Genomic DNA, 18149 nt, shown 5'->3' with positions numbered 1-18149 from the left:
TTTTGATAGCTATACTGTACATACATACAGTAACACTACGGGCGGGATACTTCATGCGTACTCAATCACTCTATCAACCCCAGTTCAGCCATACATCTTTTGCGCTTAACAAGGCTGCAGAAACGTCTCACAACGGTAAGGTCAATGGACTCATCAGTGAACTTGTTTACAGCGAGCACCAACCCGTTGTGGCGCAACTCCTTGTACCACTGCTGCAACAGCTGGGTATGCAGTCACGCTGGCTGCTGTGGCTAACCCCACAACAGAAGCTCAGCAAGCAGTGGCTGCAACAAGCCCAGTTACCCGTCGATAAAGTGGTGCAACTGAGCCAGATCAGCCCAATGGATACCGTCGACGCCATGGAGAAAGCATTGCTGACCGGTAATTACAGTGTCGTGCTTGGATGGTTGCCAGAACTGACCGAAGAAGATCGCCTAAAATTGAGTCGGGCAGCGGAATTGGGTAACGCTTATGGCTTCATAATGCGCCCGCAACCAGACGTAGATCCCTCACACGGACACTGTTCTACGCTAAAAATTCACTCTTCTTTGTATCATTAAGTAAATTTAGGATTTTTCCCACCGTTCTTTACCCCTAGTGAGAGAACTCACATGGGATCATGCACAAAGCTAGGTTGGCTGGGGTTCTGCATCAATTATTGTACAAAAAACAGACGCGATTCTTATTGTAATATGTTAGCGAATATGTCTAATTCCATGTTTTTTTTTAGAGCTTTATCACATCACACTTGTAACTTTCGCGCCACGTTGTAGACTTTACATCGCCGAGGTTGCTCTATAAGGCCAGAAAAACTGGCAGAGTAACAAACGAGGGTACAAACCTGGGCGAATGAATTTAAACCAAGGGCTTAAAGCAGCTTTAAAGCTCATTGCCTATTTGGATGATAACGAGGCGCAAAAATGAAAAAGACAGCTATCGCATTAGCAGTGGCACTGGCAGGTTTCGCTACCGTAGCGCAAGCCGCCCCAAAAGATAACACCTGGTACACCGGCGCAAAACTGGGCTGGTCCAAGTATTATGACACTGGGTTCGACGGTAATGGCTTTGACAGCACTATCGGCAATGGTCCAACCCACAGAACTCAACTGGGTACAGGCGCGTTTGTAGGTTATCAAGCGAACCAATACCTGGGCTTCGAAATGGGTTATGACTGGCTTGGCCGTATGCCTTACAAAGGCAGCGTGAACAATGGTGCTTTCAAAGCTCAAGGCATTCAGTTGGCAACCAAGCTGAGCTACCCAATCATGAACGATCTGGACGTTTACACTCGTCTGGGTGGTATGGTTTGGCGTGCAGATTCTACCGCTTACTACGGTGCAACTGGTGATCGTATCAGTGCTCACGATACTGGCGTTTCTCCTCTGGCAGCAGTGGGTGTTGAATACGCACTGACTCAGAACTGGGCTACCCGCCTGGATTACCAGTGGACTAACAACATCGGTGACAAAGGTACCGTTGGTGCTCGTCCAGATAACGCCCTGCTGAGCGTTGGTGTTTCTTACCGTTTCGGCCAGGATGAAGTTGCTGCTCCAGTAATCGCTCCAACTCCAGCCCCAGCTCCAGTTGTTGAAACCAAGAAGTTCACCCTGTCTTCTGGTGTTCTGTTCAACTTCGGCAAATCTACTCTGAAGCCAGAAGGCCAGCACGCTCTGGATGAACTGTACACCCAACTGAGCTCACTGGATCCGAAAGACGGTTCAGTAGTCGTTGTTGGCTTCACCGATGCAGTAGGTTCTGCTGAGTCTAACATGCGTCTGTCTGAGCAACGTGCACGTAGCGTTGTGGATTACCTGGTTTCTAAAGGTATCCCAGCAGACAAGATCACCGCTCGTGGTATGGGCAAAGCTAACCCAGTTACCGGTGACACCTGTGGTTACCGCTCTGGCCGTGCTACCCCAGCACAGATCGCATGCTTGGCTCCAGATCGTCGCGTAGAGATCGAAGTTAAAGGCATCAAAGAAGTTGTATCTCAGCCTCAGGGCTAAGTTACCTCTCCTTAGTAAAAAACCCCGCATTGCGGGGTTTTTTTTCGACATTTTGCCTGACAACGAATCCGTTAACCCTCGTCTTTACCAAGAATCGCTTTCAGATCCTGTTTCAACGATGACATCTGGCTGGCATATTTTTCTTTTCGCTCCGCATCCTCAATTAATTGAACGACAGTTTCCGACAGCGTCACCCCACGCCTGCGGGCCAACGCGGCTAACCGTTGCCAAACCAAGAACTCCAGATCGATAGATTTCTTGCGCGTATGCTGATGTTCTGCGTTAAAATGACGTTTGCGCCGAGCGCGGATGGTTTGCTTCATCCGGTTATCCAACGCCGGATTCATGTGCATATCAATCCACGCCAGTACTTTTACCGGCTCATTTTCCAGCTTCAACAGCTCATCAATCGCTTCTAGAGCAACGCTGGTTTCAATGTGGCGGGTAATTAGCTCACCTTCCCGGTGCTTTTTAACCAGGTACTTCCATTTCCAACCGCTCTCCAGATTTTCCAGTTGCTGATATTTCATCATGAACTCTTCTGTGACCGTGTAACTTCTATTAAGCATAACAGCTTTACGCTGATTTTCCTCGGCTATTAGAACCACTTTTAGACTGTTTTTTACACAGTAATCGTGTGATGTCAAACTCCCAGACATCAACCACCACTCTGCATCTATCAAGCTGGCGTTATTCTTGTATAATCGCCCTTTCCCTTTTTAATGATTGCATCTAACACTTTGACCAATAACCGACTTGAATGGCAATCCTTGTTGCCTGTTGCCACGCCTTATCAGGCGATATTTGATTCCGCCGCTCAACTGGCACCCGCAACCTTTTCTGCCATCCAGCCTCGTTTGGATAATGCGTTGACGCTGTTCCTGCACCCGCTGTCGCAGCCACGCTTTATGCTGCTGAAAGCACAAGAAACGCGTGAGTATCTGGCGTTGATTGCGCAAGCGGCAGAAAAGTTGCAGCCACAGAATACTGTCAAAGGCAGTCACTATGTGATCGATGCCAACAAGATCACTGTGGAGCCTGCTGTTCGCGGTGATGAGCCCTTTGCGGCTGGCGGAGCCTGTGTTTATCAGGAATGGATCGAGCCCGAACAATTGTTTGGCTGCGTCAGAATGCACAACGGTGAAATCACCTTGCAGCCCGGCCTTATCCATCAGGCCAATGGCGGTGTACTGATTCTTTCGGTGCGTTCACTGCTGGCACAGCCCTTGCTGTGGCTGCGTTTGAAGCAGATGATCATTCAACGCCAATTCCAATGGTTTACCCCGGATGAAACCCGGCCGCTGCCCGTTTCTATCCCCCCGATGCCGCTGGAGTTGCGCCTGATCGTGCTTGGTGATCGCCACGGTTTGGCTGATTTCCATGACATTGAGCCCGAACTGTGCGAACAGGCCATCTACGGTGAGTATGAAGACGATCTTCAACTTACCGAAGCCGATGATATGGTTCAGTGGTGCAGCTACATCAACGCGGTAATTGCTGAACAGCAGTTGCCTCCGCTGGCGGCAGACGCCTGGCAGCCTCTGATGGTCCAGGCGGTGCGTTATACCGGCGATCAGGGCAACCTACCAATATCACCGTCGTGGGTCAGCCAGCAGCTCTCTGAAGCGGCCCTGTATGCCGAAGAAGAACAGATCAGCGCAAAAGCGTTGGAAGCAGCGCTAAATTCTCGCGAATGGCGTGAAAGTTATCTCGCAGAACGCATGCAGGATGAGATCGAACTTGGCCAAATCATGATCGAAACCGAAGGCGAGGTTATCGGCCAGATCAACGGCCTGTCGGTATTAGATTATCCTGGCCATCCGCGCAGTTTTGGTGAGCCTTCACGTATCAGCTGCGTGGTGCACCTCGGCGATGGTGAGTTCACCGACGTTGAGCGTAAAGCCGAACTGGGGGGCAATCTCCATGCCAAGGGCATGATGATCATGCAGGCCTTCCTGATCTCTGAACTGGATCTTGATCAGCAACAACCCTTCTCCGCTTCGATTGTATTCGAACAGTCCTATGGCGAAGTGGATGGCGACAGTGCTTCGCTGGCAGAACTCTGCGCATTGGTCAGTGCCTTGTCACAGCAGCCGATCACTCAGCAAATCGCCGTAACCGGCTCTGTTGACCAATTTGGTAACGTGCAGCCGATCGGCGGAGTAAATGAAAAGATCGAAGGCTTCTTTGAAGTCTGTCTGCGTCGTGGCCTGACGGGTAAACAGGGTGTTATTCTGCCCGCAAGCAACGTGCGCAATCTTTGCCTGCGCCAAGATGTTATCGACGCCGTGCGCGAGGAACAGTTCCACCTGTGGGCAGTGGACAGCGTCGCGGAAGCCCTGCCATTATTAACGGGATACCCCTACGCCGATGAGCAGCAGCCAAGTTTACTGGCTGCGATTCAGGAGCGAATTGCGCAGGTAAATCAACAGGAACGTCGCCAGTGGCCATGGCCATTGCGTTGGCTCAACTGGTTCAACCACGGCTGATCGGACTTGTTCAGCGTACACGTGTTAGCTAATCTGCGTTCTTCATTAAAATAAGGCTTACTGAAACATGGTAGATAAACGCGAATCCTATACGAAAGAAGACCTCGAGGCCTCTGGCCGCGGCGAGCTATTTGGTGCCGGTGGCCCACCATTGCCAGCAGGTAACATGTTGATGATGGACCGCGTGGTCAAAATGACCGAAGACGGCGGTAGCCACAATAAAGGCTATGTAGAAGCCGAACTCGATATCAACCCGGATTTATGGTTCTTTGGCTGCCACTTTATCGGCGATCCGGTGATGCCAGGTTGCTTGGGCCTTGACGCTATGTGGCAGTTGGTCGGTTTCTACCTCGGCTGGTTGGGTGGCGAAGGTAAAGGCCGCGCGCTCGGTGTGGGCGAAGTGAAATTCTCCGGTCAGATCTTGCCAACCGCCAAAAAAGTCACCTATCGAATCAACTTCAAGCGCGTCATCACCCGCAAACTGATTATGGGCGTTGCCGATGGTGAAGTTCTGGTTGATGGCGAAGTGATCTACACCGCCAGCGATCTGAAAGTGGGCCTGTTCAAGGACGCCGCTGCATTCTAAGCACCATTACGGCGGCCTTTACCGGTCGCCGTCTCTTTTCCCTGTTGTTACATTATTTCATGCTGCAAGGCTGGCTTGGTTAACGATTAATTAGTGACTACAATAAAGGTAGTAATTGAAAAGGGAATGTGATGAAAAAAATCAGTTTCGAAAGTACCCCGTGCCCAATAGCTCGTTCTTTAGGCCGCGTAGGGGAATGGTGGAGCATCCTGATACTGCGGGACGCTTTTCATGGCTTATCTAAATTTGATGAATTTCAGCAAAGCCTGGGGCTATCCCCTACTCTGCTAACCCGCCGGCTTAAGTTTCTGGTGGAAAGCGGCATTTTGCACAAGCAGCAGTATCAAGCGCGCCCGGTACGTTATGAGTATCTGTTGACCGAACGCGGCAAAGACTTTTTCCCGGTGCTGGTTACGTTGTTTCACTGGGGCAACACGCATCTGGCGGATGATGGTATCGCCGCAGAACTGGTGGATCGCCGCAGCGGCAAGCCGATACAACCACAGCTGATTGATACCATGACTCAACAGCCCGTCACTTTACAACACGTCACGTTGACACCGGGCCCGGCAGCCGGAGAAGGCATGGGTTTACGCGCTTCACGGATGCAACAACACTATGCTTTACTCACCGAATCGTCCAAGGAGTCATTATGAGCAGTCATCGTATCGTTATCACCGGGATGGGAGCGGTCTCTCCTCTGGGCTGCGGCGTAGAAACCATCTGGCGGCGCTTGCTGGCTGGCCAATCGGGTATCAGCCCATTGCCAGAGCAGATGGTAGCGGATCTACAGGTTAAAATCGGTGGTCAGATTCCCACTTTGGCACAGGATGCCGAAGCTGGCTTCAATCCGGATCTCTCCGTGGCACCGAAAGACCAAAAGAAAATGGATCGCTTTATTCTGCTGGCCATGGCGGCCGCTGACGAAGCCATTCATCAGGCTGGATGGGTGGCCGACACCGACGATAAGCAAGAGCGTACCGCTACGGTTATTGCTTCCGGTATCGGCGGATTCCCGGCTATCGCCCACGCGGTGCGTACTACCGACAGCCGTGGGGCAAAGCGCCTTTCGCCCTTTACCATCCCCTCATTTCTGGTCAATCTGGCGGCCGGGCATGTATCCATCAAACATCACTTCAAAGGGCCGATCGGCGCACCGGTCACCGCCTGTGCCGCTGGCGTACAAGCCATTGGCGATGCGGTACGCCTGCTGCGTAATGGCGAGGCAGATATCGCGCTGTGCGGCGGTGCCGAAGCCGCCATTGATACCGTCAGCCTGGGGGGTTTTGCCGCCGCGCGCGCCATGTCAACGGCGCCAGCAGAAGAGGCAACTCAGGCTTCTCGGCCATTCGACAGTGCCCGCAATGGTTTCGTGATGGGTGAAGGTGCCGGGATGCTGGTGATCGAAACGCTAGAACATGCTCTGGCGCGCGGAGCCAAACCACTGGCTGAAATTGTTGGCTATGGCACCAGTGCGGATGCCTATCACATGACCTCCGGTGCCGAAGATGGCGACGGAGCCTATCGGGCAATGAAGATCGCCTTGAAGCAGGCAAATGTCACACCGGGGCAGGTACAGCATCTGAATGCCCATGCCACATCGACGCCGGTTGGCGATCTGGGTGAAATCAACGCCATTAAGCATCTGTTTGGCACTGATGGCGGTATTGCGATCGCCTCCACCAAATCGGCAACTGGCCATTTGCTGGGAGCGGCCGGTGGTTTGGAAACCATCTTTACCGCTTTGGCGCTGCGCGATCAAATCGCTCCAGCGACGTTGAATCTGGATAACCCAGATCCTGCCGCTGCTGGCCTGCATTTGGTTGCTAACCGGGCAGAACCGATGACGATGACCTATGCGTTGTCTAACGGCTTTGGCTTTGGCGGGGTAAATGCGAGTATTTTGCTGAAACGCTGGCAGGAATAATTTTATACCAGAAACGAAAACCTCCGCCTTGGCGGAGGTTGTTCCTTCTTCACAACAGGGAGCCGCTTAAGCGGTCACAGCCCTGTCCTCCATGGCTTGTCGCCACCCTCCCAGCCAGTTAGCCCGTGCATCTAAAGATTGGTAAGGGCAAAGTTCTCTTGAACGCCCCGCAATACCTGCTTGATAACCACGTGATTGAGCCCGCTCCAGACGATCTCGTTTCTGTCTCTTCATGCCTCGTTTCCCTCATCGTTGTCTGGTGGAAAGAAAACAATGGCCACTTTTTGCGCAGCCACTATTAAGGAATAGCTGCAAATGGCGGGAAGATCAATGTGCCAATTTCACACCAATGTCATATTTGTGAGCTACGCACGGAGAATTCGCTAAGTGGCTGATAAGCCGAGACTGAGAGTAACTACATGAAAAACAATAAAAAATCCCGGCAAAGCGTTTTCATACACCTTGCCGGGATGGGTTTAGACGATTTTAGTAAAAATTATAATTAAAGGCGTGCGGCCTGAGCCGCGATAACCTGCGCTTCCTGCGACCATCCCTGTGCCAAGGTGCGGATCAGCGCGTCATAGCCATCTTCCCCTTGCTTCAACTCCAGGCTGAATGGCCGTTTAATCAGCTGACCTTGATGATTCAGCACCCACTCACCACGAATGATCGCTTTGCCATCATAGCGGCCATGGAAGCCGCTCACCGTCACGTTAAGCACATCCTGATCGCTGCTCATCGGCTGAGATGACACCACCCACCCTGGCAGAGCACCGCTGAGATTAGTCACCAGAGTCTGCTGCAATTGCTGATCCAACGGGCTGGCCCACAGGTTATTTTGCGCGATCACATATTGCACGTCGTTGGTTTGATAGACCACACCGCTCTGTGCCAGAAAATCCGCCACGTTGACATGCTCCAACCAAAGTTGGCGTGATGCCGGAGCGTCGCTCACCTGAGTTGGCTCCCCCAAGGCTGGCAACTGGTAATAGGTTTTGCTTGGCGTGCTGCTACAGGCGCTGAGCAACAGCGCCAGAGCTACCGGAATCCATTTCATCATTTTTTGGCCTTCTTCGGCTGAGGATCGTCACTACCCGCGGCTTCAAACACCAGGGCGTTGCTCTTTTCATTCAGGGTACGCAGCACCGGCTGCAGCTCACGCAGCACCTGATCGAGACGTTGCATATCACCTACCATCTTGTTGTAGGCTGGTGAACCAGGCTGAACCCCTTTCATGCTGCGATTAAGTTCTTGCAGCGTTTTCTGCATATCCGCAGGCAGCGCCTTCATCTCTTTGCTTGAGATGATGTCGTTCAGCGACTGCATGGTTTTTTGCGTTTCCTGCATAGTTTTCTGGCTTTCGGTCAGCGTTTTGGTCGCCTCATTGATCATCGGATTCAATGGCATCGCATTGATCTTATCCAGCGTCTGCATCAGTTTCTGCTGGATCTGCGCCAGACCTGCGCTGGTAGTTGGCAACAACGGATAACCGAACATCTCACGCGGGCCTTTCCACGGTTTTTCCTGCGGATAGAAGTCCAGATCGATATACAGCGCACCGGTCAACAGGTTGGCAGACTTCAGGGCGGCACGCATGCCGCGGCCTTCCGCATCCTTCAGATGCTGCTGGAAGTTGAAGCCCTTGCCCAACTGCTGCTGGAAACGATCGGGCTCAATACGGATCAGCACCGGAATACGGTAATCGGAATCCAGACGTTGTTCCATGCCATCCTTATAGAATGGTACCTGTGCCACTGTGCCTAGGCGGATCCCCCGGAACTCCACCGGCGCCCCGGCTTGCAGGCCACGTATCGAGTCAGAGAAGAACATCAGGTAATCAGTATGTTCGGTATACAGAGAATCCTGGATATTACGTTCGTTATCAAACAGCTGGAATTCCGATTTCTCTTTGACCGACTCTCCACGTTCCCAACCTTCCGGCACGTCAAAGCTGACGCCCCCGCTGAACAGCGTCGTCAGCGAGCCCATCTCCACGCGCATGCCTTGCGCAGACATGTCGAACGCCACACCGCTGTCTTTCCAGAAACGTACGTTACTGGTAACCAGTTGATCATAAGGTGCCGAAATAAAGAGCTGATAACGCATCACGCGTTCTTTGGCATCAAAATAGCTGGTTTCTACCGAACCGACGCGGTAACCACGGAACAACACCGGATCGCCAGCATTCAACTGACCGGATTTTTCACTGTCCAACAGCACGCGCAGCCCTTTGGCATCGGGTGGTGCCAGCGGAGGAGCGTCCAGCAGTTGGAAATCGTCTTTGCCTTCTTTGCCTTTATTGCCGGGTTGCAACTCGATATAAGCACCGGACAGCAAGGTGCCCAAACCCGAGATCCCTTCACGGCCAATCTGCGGCTTCACTACCCAAAAGGCTGAGTCTTCACGTAACAGCGCTTCCATGCCGGAATTCAGGCGCGCCTGCACCAGCACTTTGCTCAGATCTTCACTCAGCGTCACGCTTTCCACTACGCCCACATCGACGCTGCGGCTCTTGATCTTGGTTTTACCCGCTTCAAGCCCTTCGGCGCTGGTGGTCGTCAACATCACCTCAGGCCCCTGGTGGCTGAAGTGGTAAAACAGGATCCATGCGCCGATCAACGCGGTGACGATGGGAATGATCCACACCGGTGACCAACGTTTGATCTTTTCAACGTCCGCGACGCTATGATTACTTTCCGTCACCTTGCGGCTCCTTTTTTATTGTTTCATTTACGCGATCCCAAGTCAGACGGGGATCAAACGCCATGGCAGCAAACATAGTGAGGATAACCACCCCGGCGAACAGTAGCGCACCCGTGGCAGGATAAATACTCATCAATTGTCCCATACGTACCAACGCCGATAATACGGCGATCACAAACACGTCAATCATTGACCAACGGCCAACAAACTCCACAATTTCATAAATAAGATGCATGCGCTCACTGTCGGCCCGGTCTTTACCTTTGCCATTGGCGTCCAGGCATAGCCAGCCGATCGCCAACATTTTGAGTGAAGGCACCATGACGCTGGCGATAAAAATCACCATGGCCACCGGGTAGGAACCCTCTCCCCACAGCAGGATCACGCCGGCCATTACGGTTGAGGGCATCTTGTTGCCTAACGCCTCGGTGATCATAATCGGCATCGCCATTGAGGGGATATACAGCATGATCGACGTCACCAGCAGCGACATCGTCCACTGCAAGCTGTGGCGGCGGCGCGCATACCCGGTAGTATGGCAACGCGGGCAGCGGGCCTGCTCGGCAGGCAGGATCGCGGTACAGCACTGGCAGGATCGCAATCCTTGCCGCAAACCGGTACGGCCAACCTGCGCCGGGTGTTCAAGCCGCGGAGCCGGTTCGATATCCTGCCACAGCCAGCGGCGATCCACACACTGGAATGCGCGCACCTGCAACAGGCAGAACAGGCAGTAAGGGATAAAACTGGTGCCAATGCCAATATCGCCATAGGCCATCAGTTTGACAAAGCTGACCAGCACACCGGCGAGAAAGATCTCCACCATGCACCAGGTTTTGAACTGGAATAGCATCTTGGCCATCCAGACTTTCAGCCCTTGCGGGATACGTGCTCTGGCACACAGCAGAATAATCGCCAGCATGCAAAACGCCGGGATAAACTGAACCAGCACCATAAACAGCGTGGCCATGCTGGCGTAATCCTCTGCCACCATCACCTGCGGGATCTGGATCAGTTTGATTTCGTTGGCAATACCGGCGACCCGCATATTGACAAACGGGAATAGGTTGGCGAGCACCAGCATGATCAATGCGCTGATGGCATAGCCAATAGGTTGTTTACGCGGCTCAGCCCAGCGGGAACTAAGCGTGGTTTTACAACGGGGGCAAACCGCCTTGGAGCCGAATGCCAGCGGTGGTAATTCCACCAGCATGTCGCATTGTGGGCACAGCATCAGGTTACCCTGCTGCCGTTCTCCCTTGGCCGCATGGGTATGCTGCTTATTATCTTCGTGGGAACACACCATATTCATCCTTAACAACGTCGTTCACCGGAACTGCAATGCTGGTGCGCAGCAGCGTGCGGGTCAGCATTTATACCCATCGTCTTTCAAGATGCAGGAGCCTTGGCTGTCTGCATCTTGAAATCCATTGGGTAAACCGATCAGCCGTTCTTCATCGCCTCCAGCTCTTCCCAACGGGCAAAAGCCTCTTCGAGCGCCTGTTCAGCCGAGGCGAGTTCGATCAGCACCTGCTGCGTTTCACTGTGTGGACGGGAGAAAAATCCGCCATCACTGACCTGCGCCTGCAACGCTTCAATATCCGCTTCCAGCTGTTCGAGGCGCTGCGGCAACTGTTCCAGTTCGCGCATCAGGTTATAACTCAGCTTGGTACTCTGTTTCTTAGGCTGTTCGACCTTTTTTTCCGCAACGGGTTTGGCCTGAGGAGCAGCTACCTGACGGATAGGCTTCGCCGTAGCCCGCTGGTGGTGAGCATCGTAATAGCCACCGACATAGGTGTCGATCACGCCGTTGCCTTCAAAAATCCAGCATTCGGTCACCGAGTTATCCACGAACTGACGATCGTGGCTCACCAGCAGCACTGTGCCCTGATAGCTGTCGATCATCTCTTCCAGCAATTCCAGCGTTTCTACGTCCAGATCGTTAGTGGGTTCATCGAGGATCAGTAAATTGCTTGGCTTGAGGAACAGCTTGGCTAGCAACAGGCGGTTACGCTCGCCACCGGACAACGCTTTCACCGGCGTCATTGCGCGCTTCGGATGGAACAGGAAGTCTTGCAGATAGCCCAATACATGGCGTGAACGGCCATTGACCATCACTTCCTGCTTGCCTTCTGCCAGGTTGTCCATCACCGTGCGTTCTGGATCCAGCTCGGCACGGTGCTGGTCAAAGTAAGCCACTTCCAGCTTGGTGCCGCAGTGTACGCGGCCGCTGTCGGCTTTCAGTTGACCGAGCATCAATTTCAGTAGCGTGGTTTTACCACAACCATTCGCGCCCACCAAGGCAATCTTATCGCCGCGCTGAACCTGAGCGCTGAAGTTGCGCACCAGCACTTTGTCGCCAATCTGATAATTGACGTCTTCCATTTCAAACACAATCTTGCCGGAGCGCACAGACTCTTCGACCTGCATCTTGGCGGTGCCCATCACTTCGCGCCGTTGCGAACGTTCATTACGCAGCGCTTTCAGCGCACGCACACGGCCTTCGTTACGGGTACGGCGTGCCTTGATGCCCTGACGGATCCACACCTCTTCTTGCGCCAGCTTGCGGTCAAATTCAGCGTTTTGCAGTTCTTCCACCCGCAGCGCTTCTTCTTTGCTTTCCAGATACAGATCATAATTACCCGGCCAGGACACCAGCTTGCCACGATCGAGATCGACAATGCGCGTTGCCATATTGCGGATAAATGAACGGTCGTGCGAAATGAACACGATGCTGCCCTGGAACTCTTTCAAGAAGCCTTCCAGCCAGTCGATAGTGGTGATATCAAGGTGGTTGGTCGGTTCATCGAGCAACAGCACGCGCGGTGAACTGACCAACGCACGGCCAAGCGCAGCTTTACGTAGCCAGCCGCCGGAAAGCGAAGACAGTTCGGCATCGCCATTGAGGCCAAGCTGCAACAGCACTTCACTGATGCGGCTGTCGAGCTGCCACAGGCCCTGGTGATCGAGGATCTCCATAATCTGCGCCATGCGCGACAGATTTTTTTCGCTGGGATCCAATTCCACCAGATGCGAAATCGCATGGTAAGCCTTCAAGTGTTCTGCCTGTTCGGCCACCCCTTCGGCGACAAAATCAAACACCGTACCGCCAATGTTGCGTGGAGGATCCTGCTGCAACCGCGCCACAATCAAATCTTGCTCGTAGATAATCCGGCCATCATCCAACGGGATCTCTTTGCCGAGGATCTTCAACAGCGTAGATTTACCCGCGCCGTTGCGCCCAACCAGACACACGCGTTCGTTGTCTTCAATATGAATTTCGGTGTTGTCTAACAAAGGTGCGTCACTGAAAGACAGCCAGGCACCGGACATGCTGATTAACGACATAGTAATTATTTTCCTTCGCCAGCGTGGGTGACCAGCCAGCAGTTGTGAATCTGACGGTTACGGGCAAAATCCTGTGACAACGTCTGGGCGGTAATTTCTTTCGCTTCCAGACCTAACGCGTTCAGGCCAGCCATATCCATCTGGAAACCGCGTTTGTTGTTGGAGAACATAATGGTCCCGTTACGGCGCAGTAACCGTTTCAAATCTTTCATCAGGTCAAGGTGATCGCGCTGTACATCAAAGGTATTCTCCATCCGTTTGGAGTTGGAGAAGGTTGGCGGATCGATAAAGATCACATCGAACTGTTCGTCGGCAGATGTGCTGGTATTGCGCAGCCACGACAGGCAATCTGCCTGGATCAAGCGGTGCTGCTTACCGGTCAGGCCGTTAACCCGCAGGTTTTTCTCTGCCCATTCCAGATAAGTACGCGACATATCCACCGTGGTAGTGCTGCGTGCACCGCCGAGCCCGGCATGTACGCTGGCGGTGCCGGTATAGGCGAACAGGTTAAGGAAGTCTTTACCCTTGCTCATTTCACCCAGCATCCGGCGCGCAATGCGGTGGTCAAGGAACAGGCCGGTGTCCAGATAATCCGTCAGGTTGACCCACAGCTTGGCGTTAAACTCTTCCACCAGCAAAAACTCGCCCTTTTGCGCCAGCTTTTCATACTGGTTCTTGCCTTTCTGCCGCTCGCGGGTTTTCAGCACTAACTGATTAGAAGGCAGATCCAACACCGACAAGGTCGCGTTAATCACGTCAAACAGACGCTGACGTGCTTTCTGCGCATCAATGGTTTTTGGCGGCGCATACTCCTGCACCACCACTTTGCTGCCGTAGCGATCCACCGCCACGTTGTATTCCGGCAAATCGGCATCATACAGGCGATAGCATTCGATCCCCTGCTGCTTCGCCCATTTTTCCAGTTTCTTCAGGTTTTTACGCAGGCGGTTAGCGAAATCTTCCGCCACCTGCACACCAGCAGAACCCAGTGGGTTTTCCGCCAACTGATAGTTTTTCTGCACGCAGTCCAGCGGGCCGTTTTTCGCCTTGAACTGGCGCTCGGCGCGCAGTTGCAGGCAGCTCAACAGTTCTGGTGAAGCACTGAACAGCGAAAGCTGCCAGCCACCAAACGCGCTCTTCATGATGCGGCCCAGCATATTATGCAAGGCGATCAGCGCCGGTTCGCTCTCAAGACGTTCGCCGTAAGGTGGGTTGCTGACCACGGTTCCCGCCGGGCCTTCCGGCAATGGATTGGTCAGTTTGCTGACGTCATTGACGTTAAAGGTGATCAATTCGGCCACTCCGGCACGGCGGGCGTTGCCGCGCGCCATCTCGATCACCCGGCGATCGATATCTGAACCAAAGAAGCGGGAGGTTGTTTCCTGCAAACCACGGCGCGCACGCACCTGTGCTTCGGTGATCACTTCGCGCCACAGATCGGCATTATGGCCATTCCAGGCGGTAAATCCCCAATGCTGGCGATGCAGGCCGGGCGCGCGATCGGAAGCGATCATCGCCGCTTCAATCAACAACGTGCCGGACCCACACATCGGATCGAGCAGCGGCGTGCCCAACTGCCAGCCGGAGCGCTGAACGATAGCGGCTGCCAGGCTTTCCTTCAGCGGTGCCTGACCGGTGAGATCGCGGTAGCCACGCTGATGCAGGCCTTCGCCGCTCAGATCGAGCGCCACGTAGGCCATATCACGCTGCAAGAACACGTTGACGCGGATATCCGGCTGCTGTTTAGCCACGGTTGGCCGCTGCTCAATCTTGCGGGTAAAGCTGTCGACAATCGCATCCTTAACCTTCAGCGCGCCATATTGGCTGTTACGGATCTCTTCGTTGACGCCGCTGAAGTGAACGGCAAAGGTTTTATCCACGCCGAAGATGCTCGGCCAGTCAATCGCCTGAACGCCAAGGTACAGGTCCAGATCGCTGTGCACGCGGAATTCATTCAGCGGCAACAGAATGCGCGAAGCCAGGCGGCTCCACAGCAGGCTTTGGTACAGCAGACGATCGTCACCCTGAAAATGTACCCCACCCTGTACCACTTTACAGGCGTGGGCGCCAAGCGCTTCCAGTTCGCTTTTTAACAGTTCTTCCAGTCCACGCGCCGTGCTGGCAAACAGAGAGTTCATATCGTGCTTATCACCAAAAAGAAAATTGTTGCGCATTATAGCTAATCCAGGCCGCTTGTCATAAAGTTGCTCCCTTCTATTTAATCATCGTATGGAGGCAGCGGTGATCACGCTTTCCCGACTTTACGTTCATCCGGTCAAATCACTGCGCGGTTTACAACTTTCTCACGCCCAAGCAGCAAGCCACGGGCTGGCTTTTGATCGTAGCTTTATGATCACCGAACCCGATGGCACCTTTATTACCGCTCGCCAATATCCGCAGATGGTGCTGTTTACCCCAGCGTTGCTGCCAGATGGCCTGTACCTGACCGCCCCGGATGGCGAAAGTGCTACGATCCGCTTCCCTGATTTTGCCGCAGAAGAGCACCCAACCGAAGTGTGGGGCAACCATTTCACCGCGCTGATTGCGCCACAGGCCATCAACAGCTGGCTGAGCGGTTATTTTCAGCGTGACGTACAGCTACGCTGGGTTGGGTCACAATTAACCCGCAGAGTGAAAAAGCACCCGGAAATTCCGTTATCGTTCGCCGACGGTTACCCCTATTTGCTGATCAACGAAGCCTCATTCCAGGATCTGCAACAACGTTGCCCCGGCAGCATCAAGCTGGAACAGTTTCGCCCGAACCTGGTGGTTACCGGAGCCAGCGCCTGGGCCGAAGATGGTTGGCAAGTTATTCGCGTCGGCGAGGTGATGTTTGATCTGGTGAAACCTTGCAGCCGCTGTGTTCTGACCACCGTCAGCCCCGAGCGTGGCCGCAAGCACCCGAGCGGTGAGCCACTCAGCACGCTGCAAAAATTCCGCACCGCCGAGAACGGTGATGTCGACTTTGGCCAGAATATGATTGCCCGCAACAGCGGTATTATCCGCGTGGGGGATGCGGTTGAAGCGCTGTCGAGCAAACCGCCGCGGCCTTATGGTGCAGGCAACGTGGTGGCCAGCCTGCAAGCCCCGCAGGACAGCACACATAGCGTGACGATCGAATATGCCGGTAACCTGTTCACCGGTAACAATCAGCAGATCTTGTTGGAGCAGTTAGAACAGCAGGGAATTCGTATTCCTTATTCCTGCCGGGCGGGCATTTGCGGCAGTTGCCGGATCCAATTGGTCGATGGTGAAGTGGCACCGTTAAAGCAGAGCGCTATCGGCAACGATGGCACGGTGCTGTGTTGCAGCTGTATTCCAAAAAGCGATGTGAAACTGGCTTAATGCTAAACCGCTCTGTCATACGCCGGAGCGGAGAGATCATCCCAAATACAAGGCTTCAGGCGATCGTGCATCACTTTGATGGCATCGCCCAGCACCATAGTACGGCCAGCTAACGCCAGTTGGTTTTGCGCCAGCAGGCACAGGCTGGCGTTATCACCGGCCTCCACCACCAGCAAGCGGGCATCTTCGCCGCTCTCCATCACCTTCACCGCCGCCAATGTGCCATTCTTCGGGTGCAACGGATAATGTTGCTGAGCAAAATGCCAGCTTTTCGGCATCAGCGGTTTCAGGAAGCGGAAAGCGACCAGGGCATTCAATACCAGCTCGGCGCGTTGTTCATGGCTGAGTTGGAGCTGTTTGCACTGCTCTTCATAATCAAAATACAGTGCAGCATCATCAACGCAGAAAGCACACTCTTTGAACGCATCCGGAGTTAGCATTTTTGCCGGAAAGCGCGAGCGGAAGAGAGTCCCATTGGCGAGATCGAGCATCACTCGATCGTGCTCAGCGTCAAAATACCAACGCCAATTGTCGTCAGGTTTTATCTTCATTACCCATCCTTCTTGCCAATTTGCTGTATAACAACGCGATACCTGAAAGGTGATTTTATCACCCCGACATCGGCTAATTCCACGAATGATATTTAAACTACCGAACAAAATATAGACGAGCCGGGAGCAGAAATAAACCCCCGGCCGGAAATGAAGGGAAAATATTAGATATAAGTAACGATATCTTTAATCAAACGCGGCCCGTGGAAGATAAAGCCAGAATAAATTTGCACCAGCGTTGCCCCTGCCGCCATTTTTTCTCGCGCAGCGGTCAGGGAATCAATTCCCCCCACGCCAATAATCGGCAGGCGCCCTTGCAATTCCAGCGACAAACGGCGGATCACTTCGGTACTGCGTAATTGCACTGGGCGACCGCTGAGCCCGCCGGTTTGCTCGCAATAATTTAATCCCTGGATCAGTTTACGATCGAGCGTGGTATTGGTAGCGATCACCCCATCAATATTATGTCGAACCAAACTGTCGGCTATTTGGATCAATTCTTCTTCGGAAAGATCCGGCGCGATCTTTACCGCCACCGGCACATATTTGTGATGGTGCGCGTGCAGCTCACTCTGCTTATTCTTAATTGCCGCTAACAGATCGTCCAATGCTTCGCCATACTGCAACGATCGTAATCCCGGCGTATTGGGTGAAGAAATATTAATCGCGATATAACCGGCATACGGATAAATTTTATCCATGCAGGTCAGATAATCATCTTTACCTTGTTCTACCGGCGTATCTTTATTCTTGCCGATATTAATCCCCAGAATACCGCCAAAATGAGATTTCTTAACGTTTTCAACCAGATTATCCACGCCATGGTTATTAAATCCCATGCGGTTAATCAGCCCTTCGGCTTCAACAATGCGGAATAAACGCGGTTTATCATTACCGGGTTGCGGGCGTGGAGTAACGGTGCCCACCTCAACAAAGCCAAAACCCATGGCACCAAAGGCGTCGATGCACTCACCGTCTTTATCCAGACCGGCAGCCAAACCTAGCGGATTTTTAAAAGAGAGCCCCATGCAGTTCACCGGCTTGGTCGGCACGGACTGACGGATAAGAAACTCTAGCGGGGTGCCGGTGATCCGGCGGAGCTGACTGAAAGTCAATTCATGCGCACGCTCGGGATCGAGCTGAAACAACGCTTTCCTGATGAGGGGGTAGTACATGTACTCTCCTGATTTCCCGGTT

16 protein-coding genes are annotated in these 18149 nt (G+C 53.2%); 7 read left to right on the top strand and 9 right to left on the bottom strand.

Going from position 1 to position 18149, the window contains the following annotated elements; genetic code table 11:
* The first annotated feature begins 53 nt into the window (after positions 1-53).
* Both sulA and ompA read left to right on the top strand, forming a co-directional pair.
* On the top strand, positions 54-560 hold the full coding sequence (gene sulA / locus ACX1CU_RS08940; protein WP_459402209.1) for an SOS-induced cell division inhibitor SulA: 507 nt from the start codon (positions 54-56) through the stop codon (positions 558-560).
* Positions 561-920: 360 nt separating this feature from the next.
* Entirely contained in the window at positions 921-2006 is a 1086-nt protein-coding gene (gene ompA / locus ACX1CU_RS08935) for a porin OmpA (protein ID WP_459402208.1), read from the top strand.
* Between the two features lie 71 nt (positions 2007-2077).
* Here the strand turns inward: ompA and matP are convergent, their stop codons facing one another.
* On the bottom strand, positions 2078-2536 hold the full coding sequence (gene matP, locus ACX1CU_RS08930) for a macrodomain Ter protein MatP (protein ID WP_459402762.1): 459 nt from the start codon (positions 2534-2536) through the stop codon (positions 2078-2080).
* A 210-nt stretch (positions 2537-2746) separates the two neighbouring features.
* Between matP and ACX1CU_RS08925 the strand changes: the two genes are divergently transcribed.
* The 4 genes from ACX1CU_RS08925 (at position 2747) to fabF (ending at position 7008) form a co-directional block, all read left to right on the top strand.
* Positions 2747-4495, top strand: a complete 1749-nt coding sequence (locus ACX1CU_RS08925; protein WP_459402207.1) for an AAA family ATPase — start codon at positions 2747-2749, stop codon at positions 4493-4495.
* Between the two features lie 67 nt (positions 4496-4562).
* Positions 4563-5081 (top strand): bifunctional 3-hydroxydecanoyl-ACP dehydratase/trans-2-decenoyl-ACP isomerase, encoded by a 519-nt coding sequence (fabA, locus tag ACX1CU_RS08920; protein ID WP_459402206.1) that lies wholly within the window; start codon positions 4563-4565, stop codon positions 5079-5081.
* A gap of 131 nt (positions 5082-5212) precedes the next feature.
* Positions 5213-5737: a winged helix-turn-helix transcriptional regulator gene (locus ACX1CU_RS08915; RefSeq protein ID WP_459402205.1), complete on the top strand. Its 525-nt coding sequence runs from the start codon at positions 5213-5215 to the stop codon at positions 5735-5737.
* Entirely contained in the window at positions 5734-7008 is a 1275-nt protein-coding gene (gene fabF / locus ACX1CU_RS08910) for a beta-ketoacyl-ACP synthase II (protein ID WP_459402204.1), read from the top strand. The genes ACX1CU_RS08915 and fabF overlap by 4 nt, the downstream gene beginning before the upstream one ends.
* A 66-nt stretch (positions 7009-7074) precedes the next feature.
* Here the strand turns inward: fabF and rmf are convergent, their stop codons facing one another.
* The 6 genes from rmf to rlmKL all read right to left on the bottom strand — a co-directional run bounded on the left by rmf (position 7075) and on the right by rlmKL (position 15194).
* Entirely contained in the window at positions 7075-7242 is a 168-nt protein-coding gene (gene rmf, locus ACX1CU_RS08905) for a ribosome modulation factor (RefSeq protein ID WP_072010836.1), read from the bottom strand.
* Between the two features lie 268 nt (positions 7243-7510).
* The gene (gene pqiC, locus ACX1CU_RS08900; protein WP_459402203.1) at positions 7511-8068 is read right to left on the bottom strand and encodes a membrane integrity-associated transporter subunit PqiC; all 558 of its coding nucleotides are present in this window, start codon (positions 8066-8068) and stop codon (positions 7511-7513) included.
* Positions 8065-9711, bottom strand: a complete 1647-nt coding sequence (gene pqiB / locus ACX1CU_RS08895; protein ID WP_459402202.1) for an intermembrane transport protein PqiB — start codon at positions 9709-9711, stop codon at positions 8065-8067. The genes pqiC and pqiB overlap by 4 nt, the downstream gene beginning before the upstream one ends.
* Positions 9698-11014: a membrane integrity-associated transporter subunit PqiA gene (gene pqiA / locus ACX1CU_RS08890; protein ID WP_459402201.1), complete on the bottom strand. Its 1317-nt coding sequence runs from the start codon at positions 11012-11014 to the stop codon at positions 9698-9700. The genes pqiB and pqiA overlap by 14 nt, the downstream gene beginning before the upstream one ends.
* 137 nt (positions 11015-11151) lie before the next feature.
* Positions 11152-13056 carry an ABC transporter ATP-binding protein gene (locus tag ACX1CU_RS08885; protein ID WP_459402200.1) on the bottom strand — a complete coding sequence of 635 codons (1905 nt, stop codon included), beginning with the start codon at positions 13054-13056 and terminating at the stop codon, positions 11152-11154.
* A gap of 5 nt (positions 13057-13061) precedes the next feature.
* On the bottom strand, positions 13062-15194 hold the full coding sequence (gene rlmKL / locus ACX1CU_RS08880) for a bifunctional 23S rRNA (guanine(2069)-N(7))-methyltransferase RlmK/23S rRNA (guanine(2445)-N(2))-methyltransferase RlmL (protein ID WP_459402761.1): 2133 nt from the start codon (positions 15192-15194) through the stop codon (positions 13062-13064).
* A 103-nt stretch (positions 15195-15297) separates the two neighbouring features.
* On the opposite strand from rlmKL, the gene ACX1CU_RS08875 reads away from it, so the two are divergent.
* Positions 15298-16401 (top strand): YcbX family protein, encoded by a 1104-nt coding sequence (locus ACX1CU_RS08875; protein WP_459402199.1) that lies wholly within the window; start codon positions 15298-15300, stop codon positions 16399-16401.
* A gap of 2 nt (positions 16402-16403) precedes the next feature.
* On the opposite strand, the gene ACX1CU_RS08870 is transcribed toward ACX1CU_RS08875, so the two are convergent.
* On the bottom strand, positions 16404-16952 hold the full coding sequence (locus ACX1CU_RS08870; RefSeq protein ID WP_459402198.1) for a cell division protein ZapC: 549 nt from the start codon (positions 16950-16952) through the stop codon (positions 16404-16406).
* 164 nt (positions 16953-17116) lie between these two features.
* On the bottom strand, positions 17117-18127 hold the full coding sequence (gene pyrD, locus ACX1CU_RS08865) for a quinone-dependent dihydroorotate dehydrogenase (RefSeq protein WP_459402197.1): 1011 nt from the start codon (positions 18125-18127) through the stop codon (positions 17117-17119).
* Positions 18128-18149: the final 22 nt, after the last annotated feature.

It is taken from the genome of Serratia sp. D1N4 (assembly GCF_054552755.1).
Note: the sequence above shows the minus strand (reverse complement) of the source record. Positions and strands in the feature narration are given on the sequence as shown.

Coding starts and splice junctions, on each gene's coding strand:
- ACX1CU_RS08870 (WP_459402198.1), bottom strand. CDS start 16,952: ATGAAGATAAAACCTGACGACAATTGGCGTTGGTATTTTGACGCTGAG.
- rlmKL (WP_459402761.1), bottom strand. CDS start 15,194: ATGAACTCTCTGTTTGCCAGCACGGCGCGTGGACTGGAAGAACTGTTA.
- pqiC (WP_459402203.1), bottom strand. CDS start 8,068: ATGATGAAATGGATTCCGGTAGCTCTGGCGCTGTTGCTCAGCGCCTGT.
- ompA (WP_459402208.1), top strand. CDS start 921: ATGAAAAAGACAGCTATCGCATTAGCAGTGGCACTGGCAGGTTTCGCT.
- fabF (WP_459402204.1), top strand. CDS start 5,734: ATGAGCAGTCATCGTATCGTTATCACCGGGATGGGAGCGGTCTCTCCT.
- rmf (WP_072010836.1), bottom strand. CDS start 7,242: ATGAAGAGACAGAAACGAGATCGTCTGGAGCGGGCTCAATCACGTGGT.
- pyrD (WP_459402197.1), bottom strand. CDS start 18,127: ATGTACTACCCCCTCATCAGGAAAGCGTTGTTTCAGCTCGATCCCGAG.
- fabA (WP_459402206.1), top strand. CDS start 4,563: ATGGTAGATAAACGCGAATCCTATACGAAAGAAGACCTCGAGGCCTCT.
- matP (WP_459402762.1), bottom strand. CDS start 2,536: ATGAAATATCAGCAACTGGAAAATCTGGAGAGCGGTTGGAAATGGAAG.
- pqiA (WP_459402201.1), bottom strand. CDS start 11,014: ATGGTGTGTTCCCACGAAGATAATAAGCAGCATACCCATGCGGCCAAG.
- ACX1CU_RS08915 (WP_459402205.1), top strand. CDS start 5,213: ATGAAAAAAATCAGTTTCGAAAGTACCCCGTGCCCAATAGCTCGTTCT.
- sulA (WP_459402209.1), top strand. CDS start 54: ATGCGTACTCAATCACTCTATCAACCCCAGTTCAGCCATACATCTTTT.
- ACX1CU_RS08885 (WP_459402200.1), bottom strand. CDS start 13,056: ATGTCGTTAATCAGCATGTCCGGTGCCTGGCTGTCTTTCAGTGACGCA.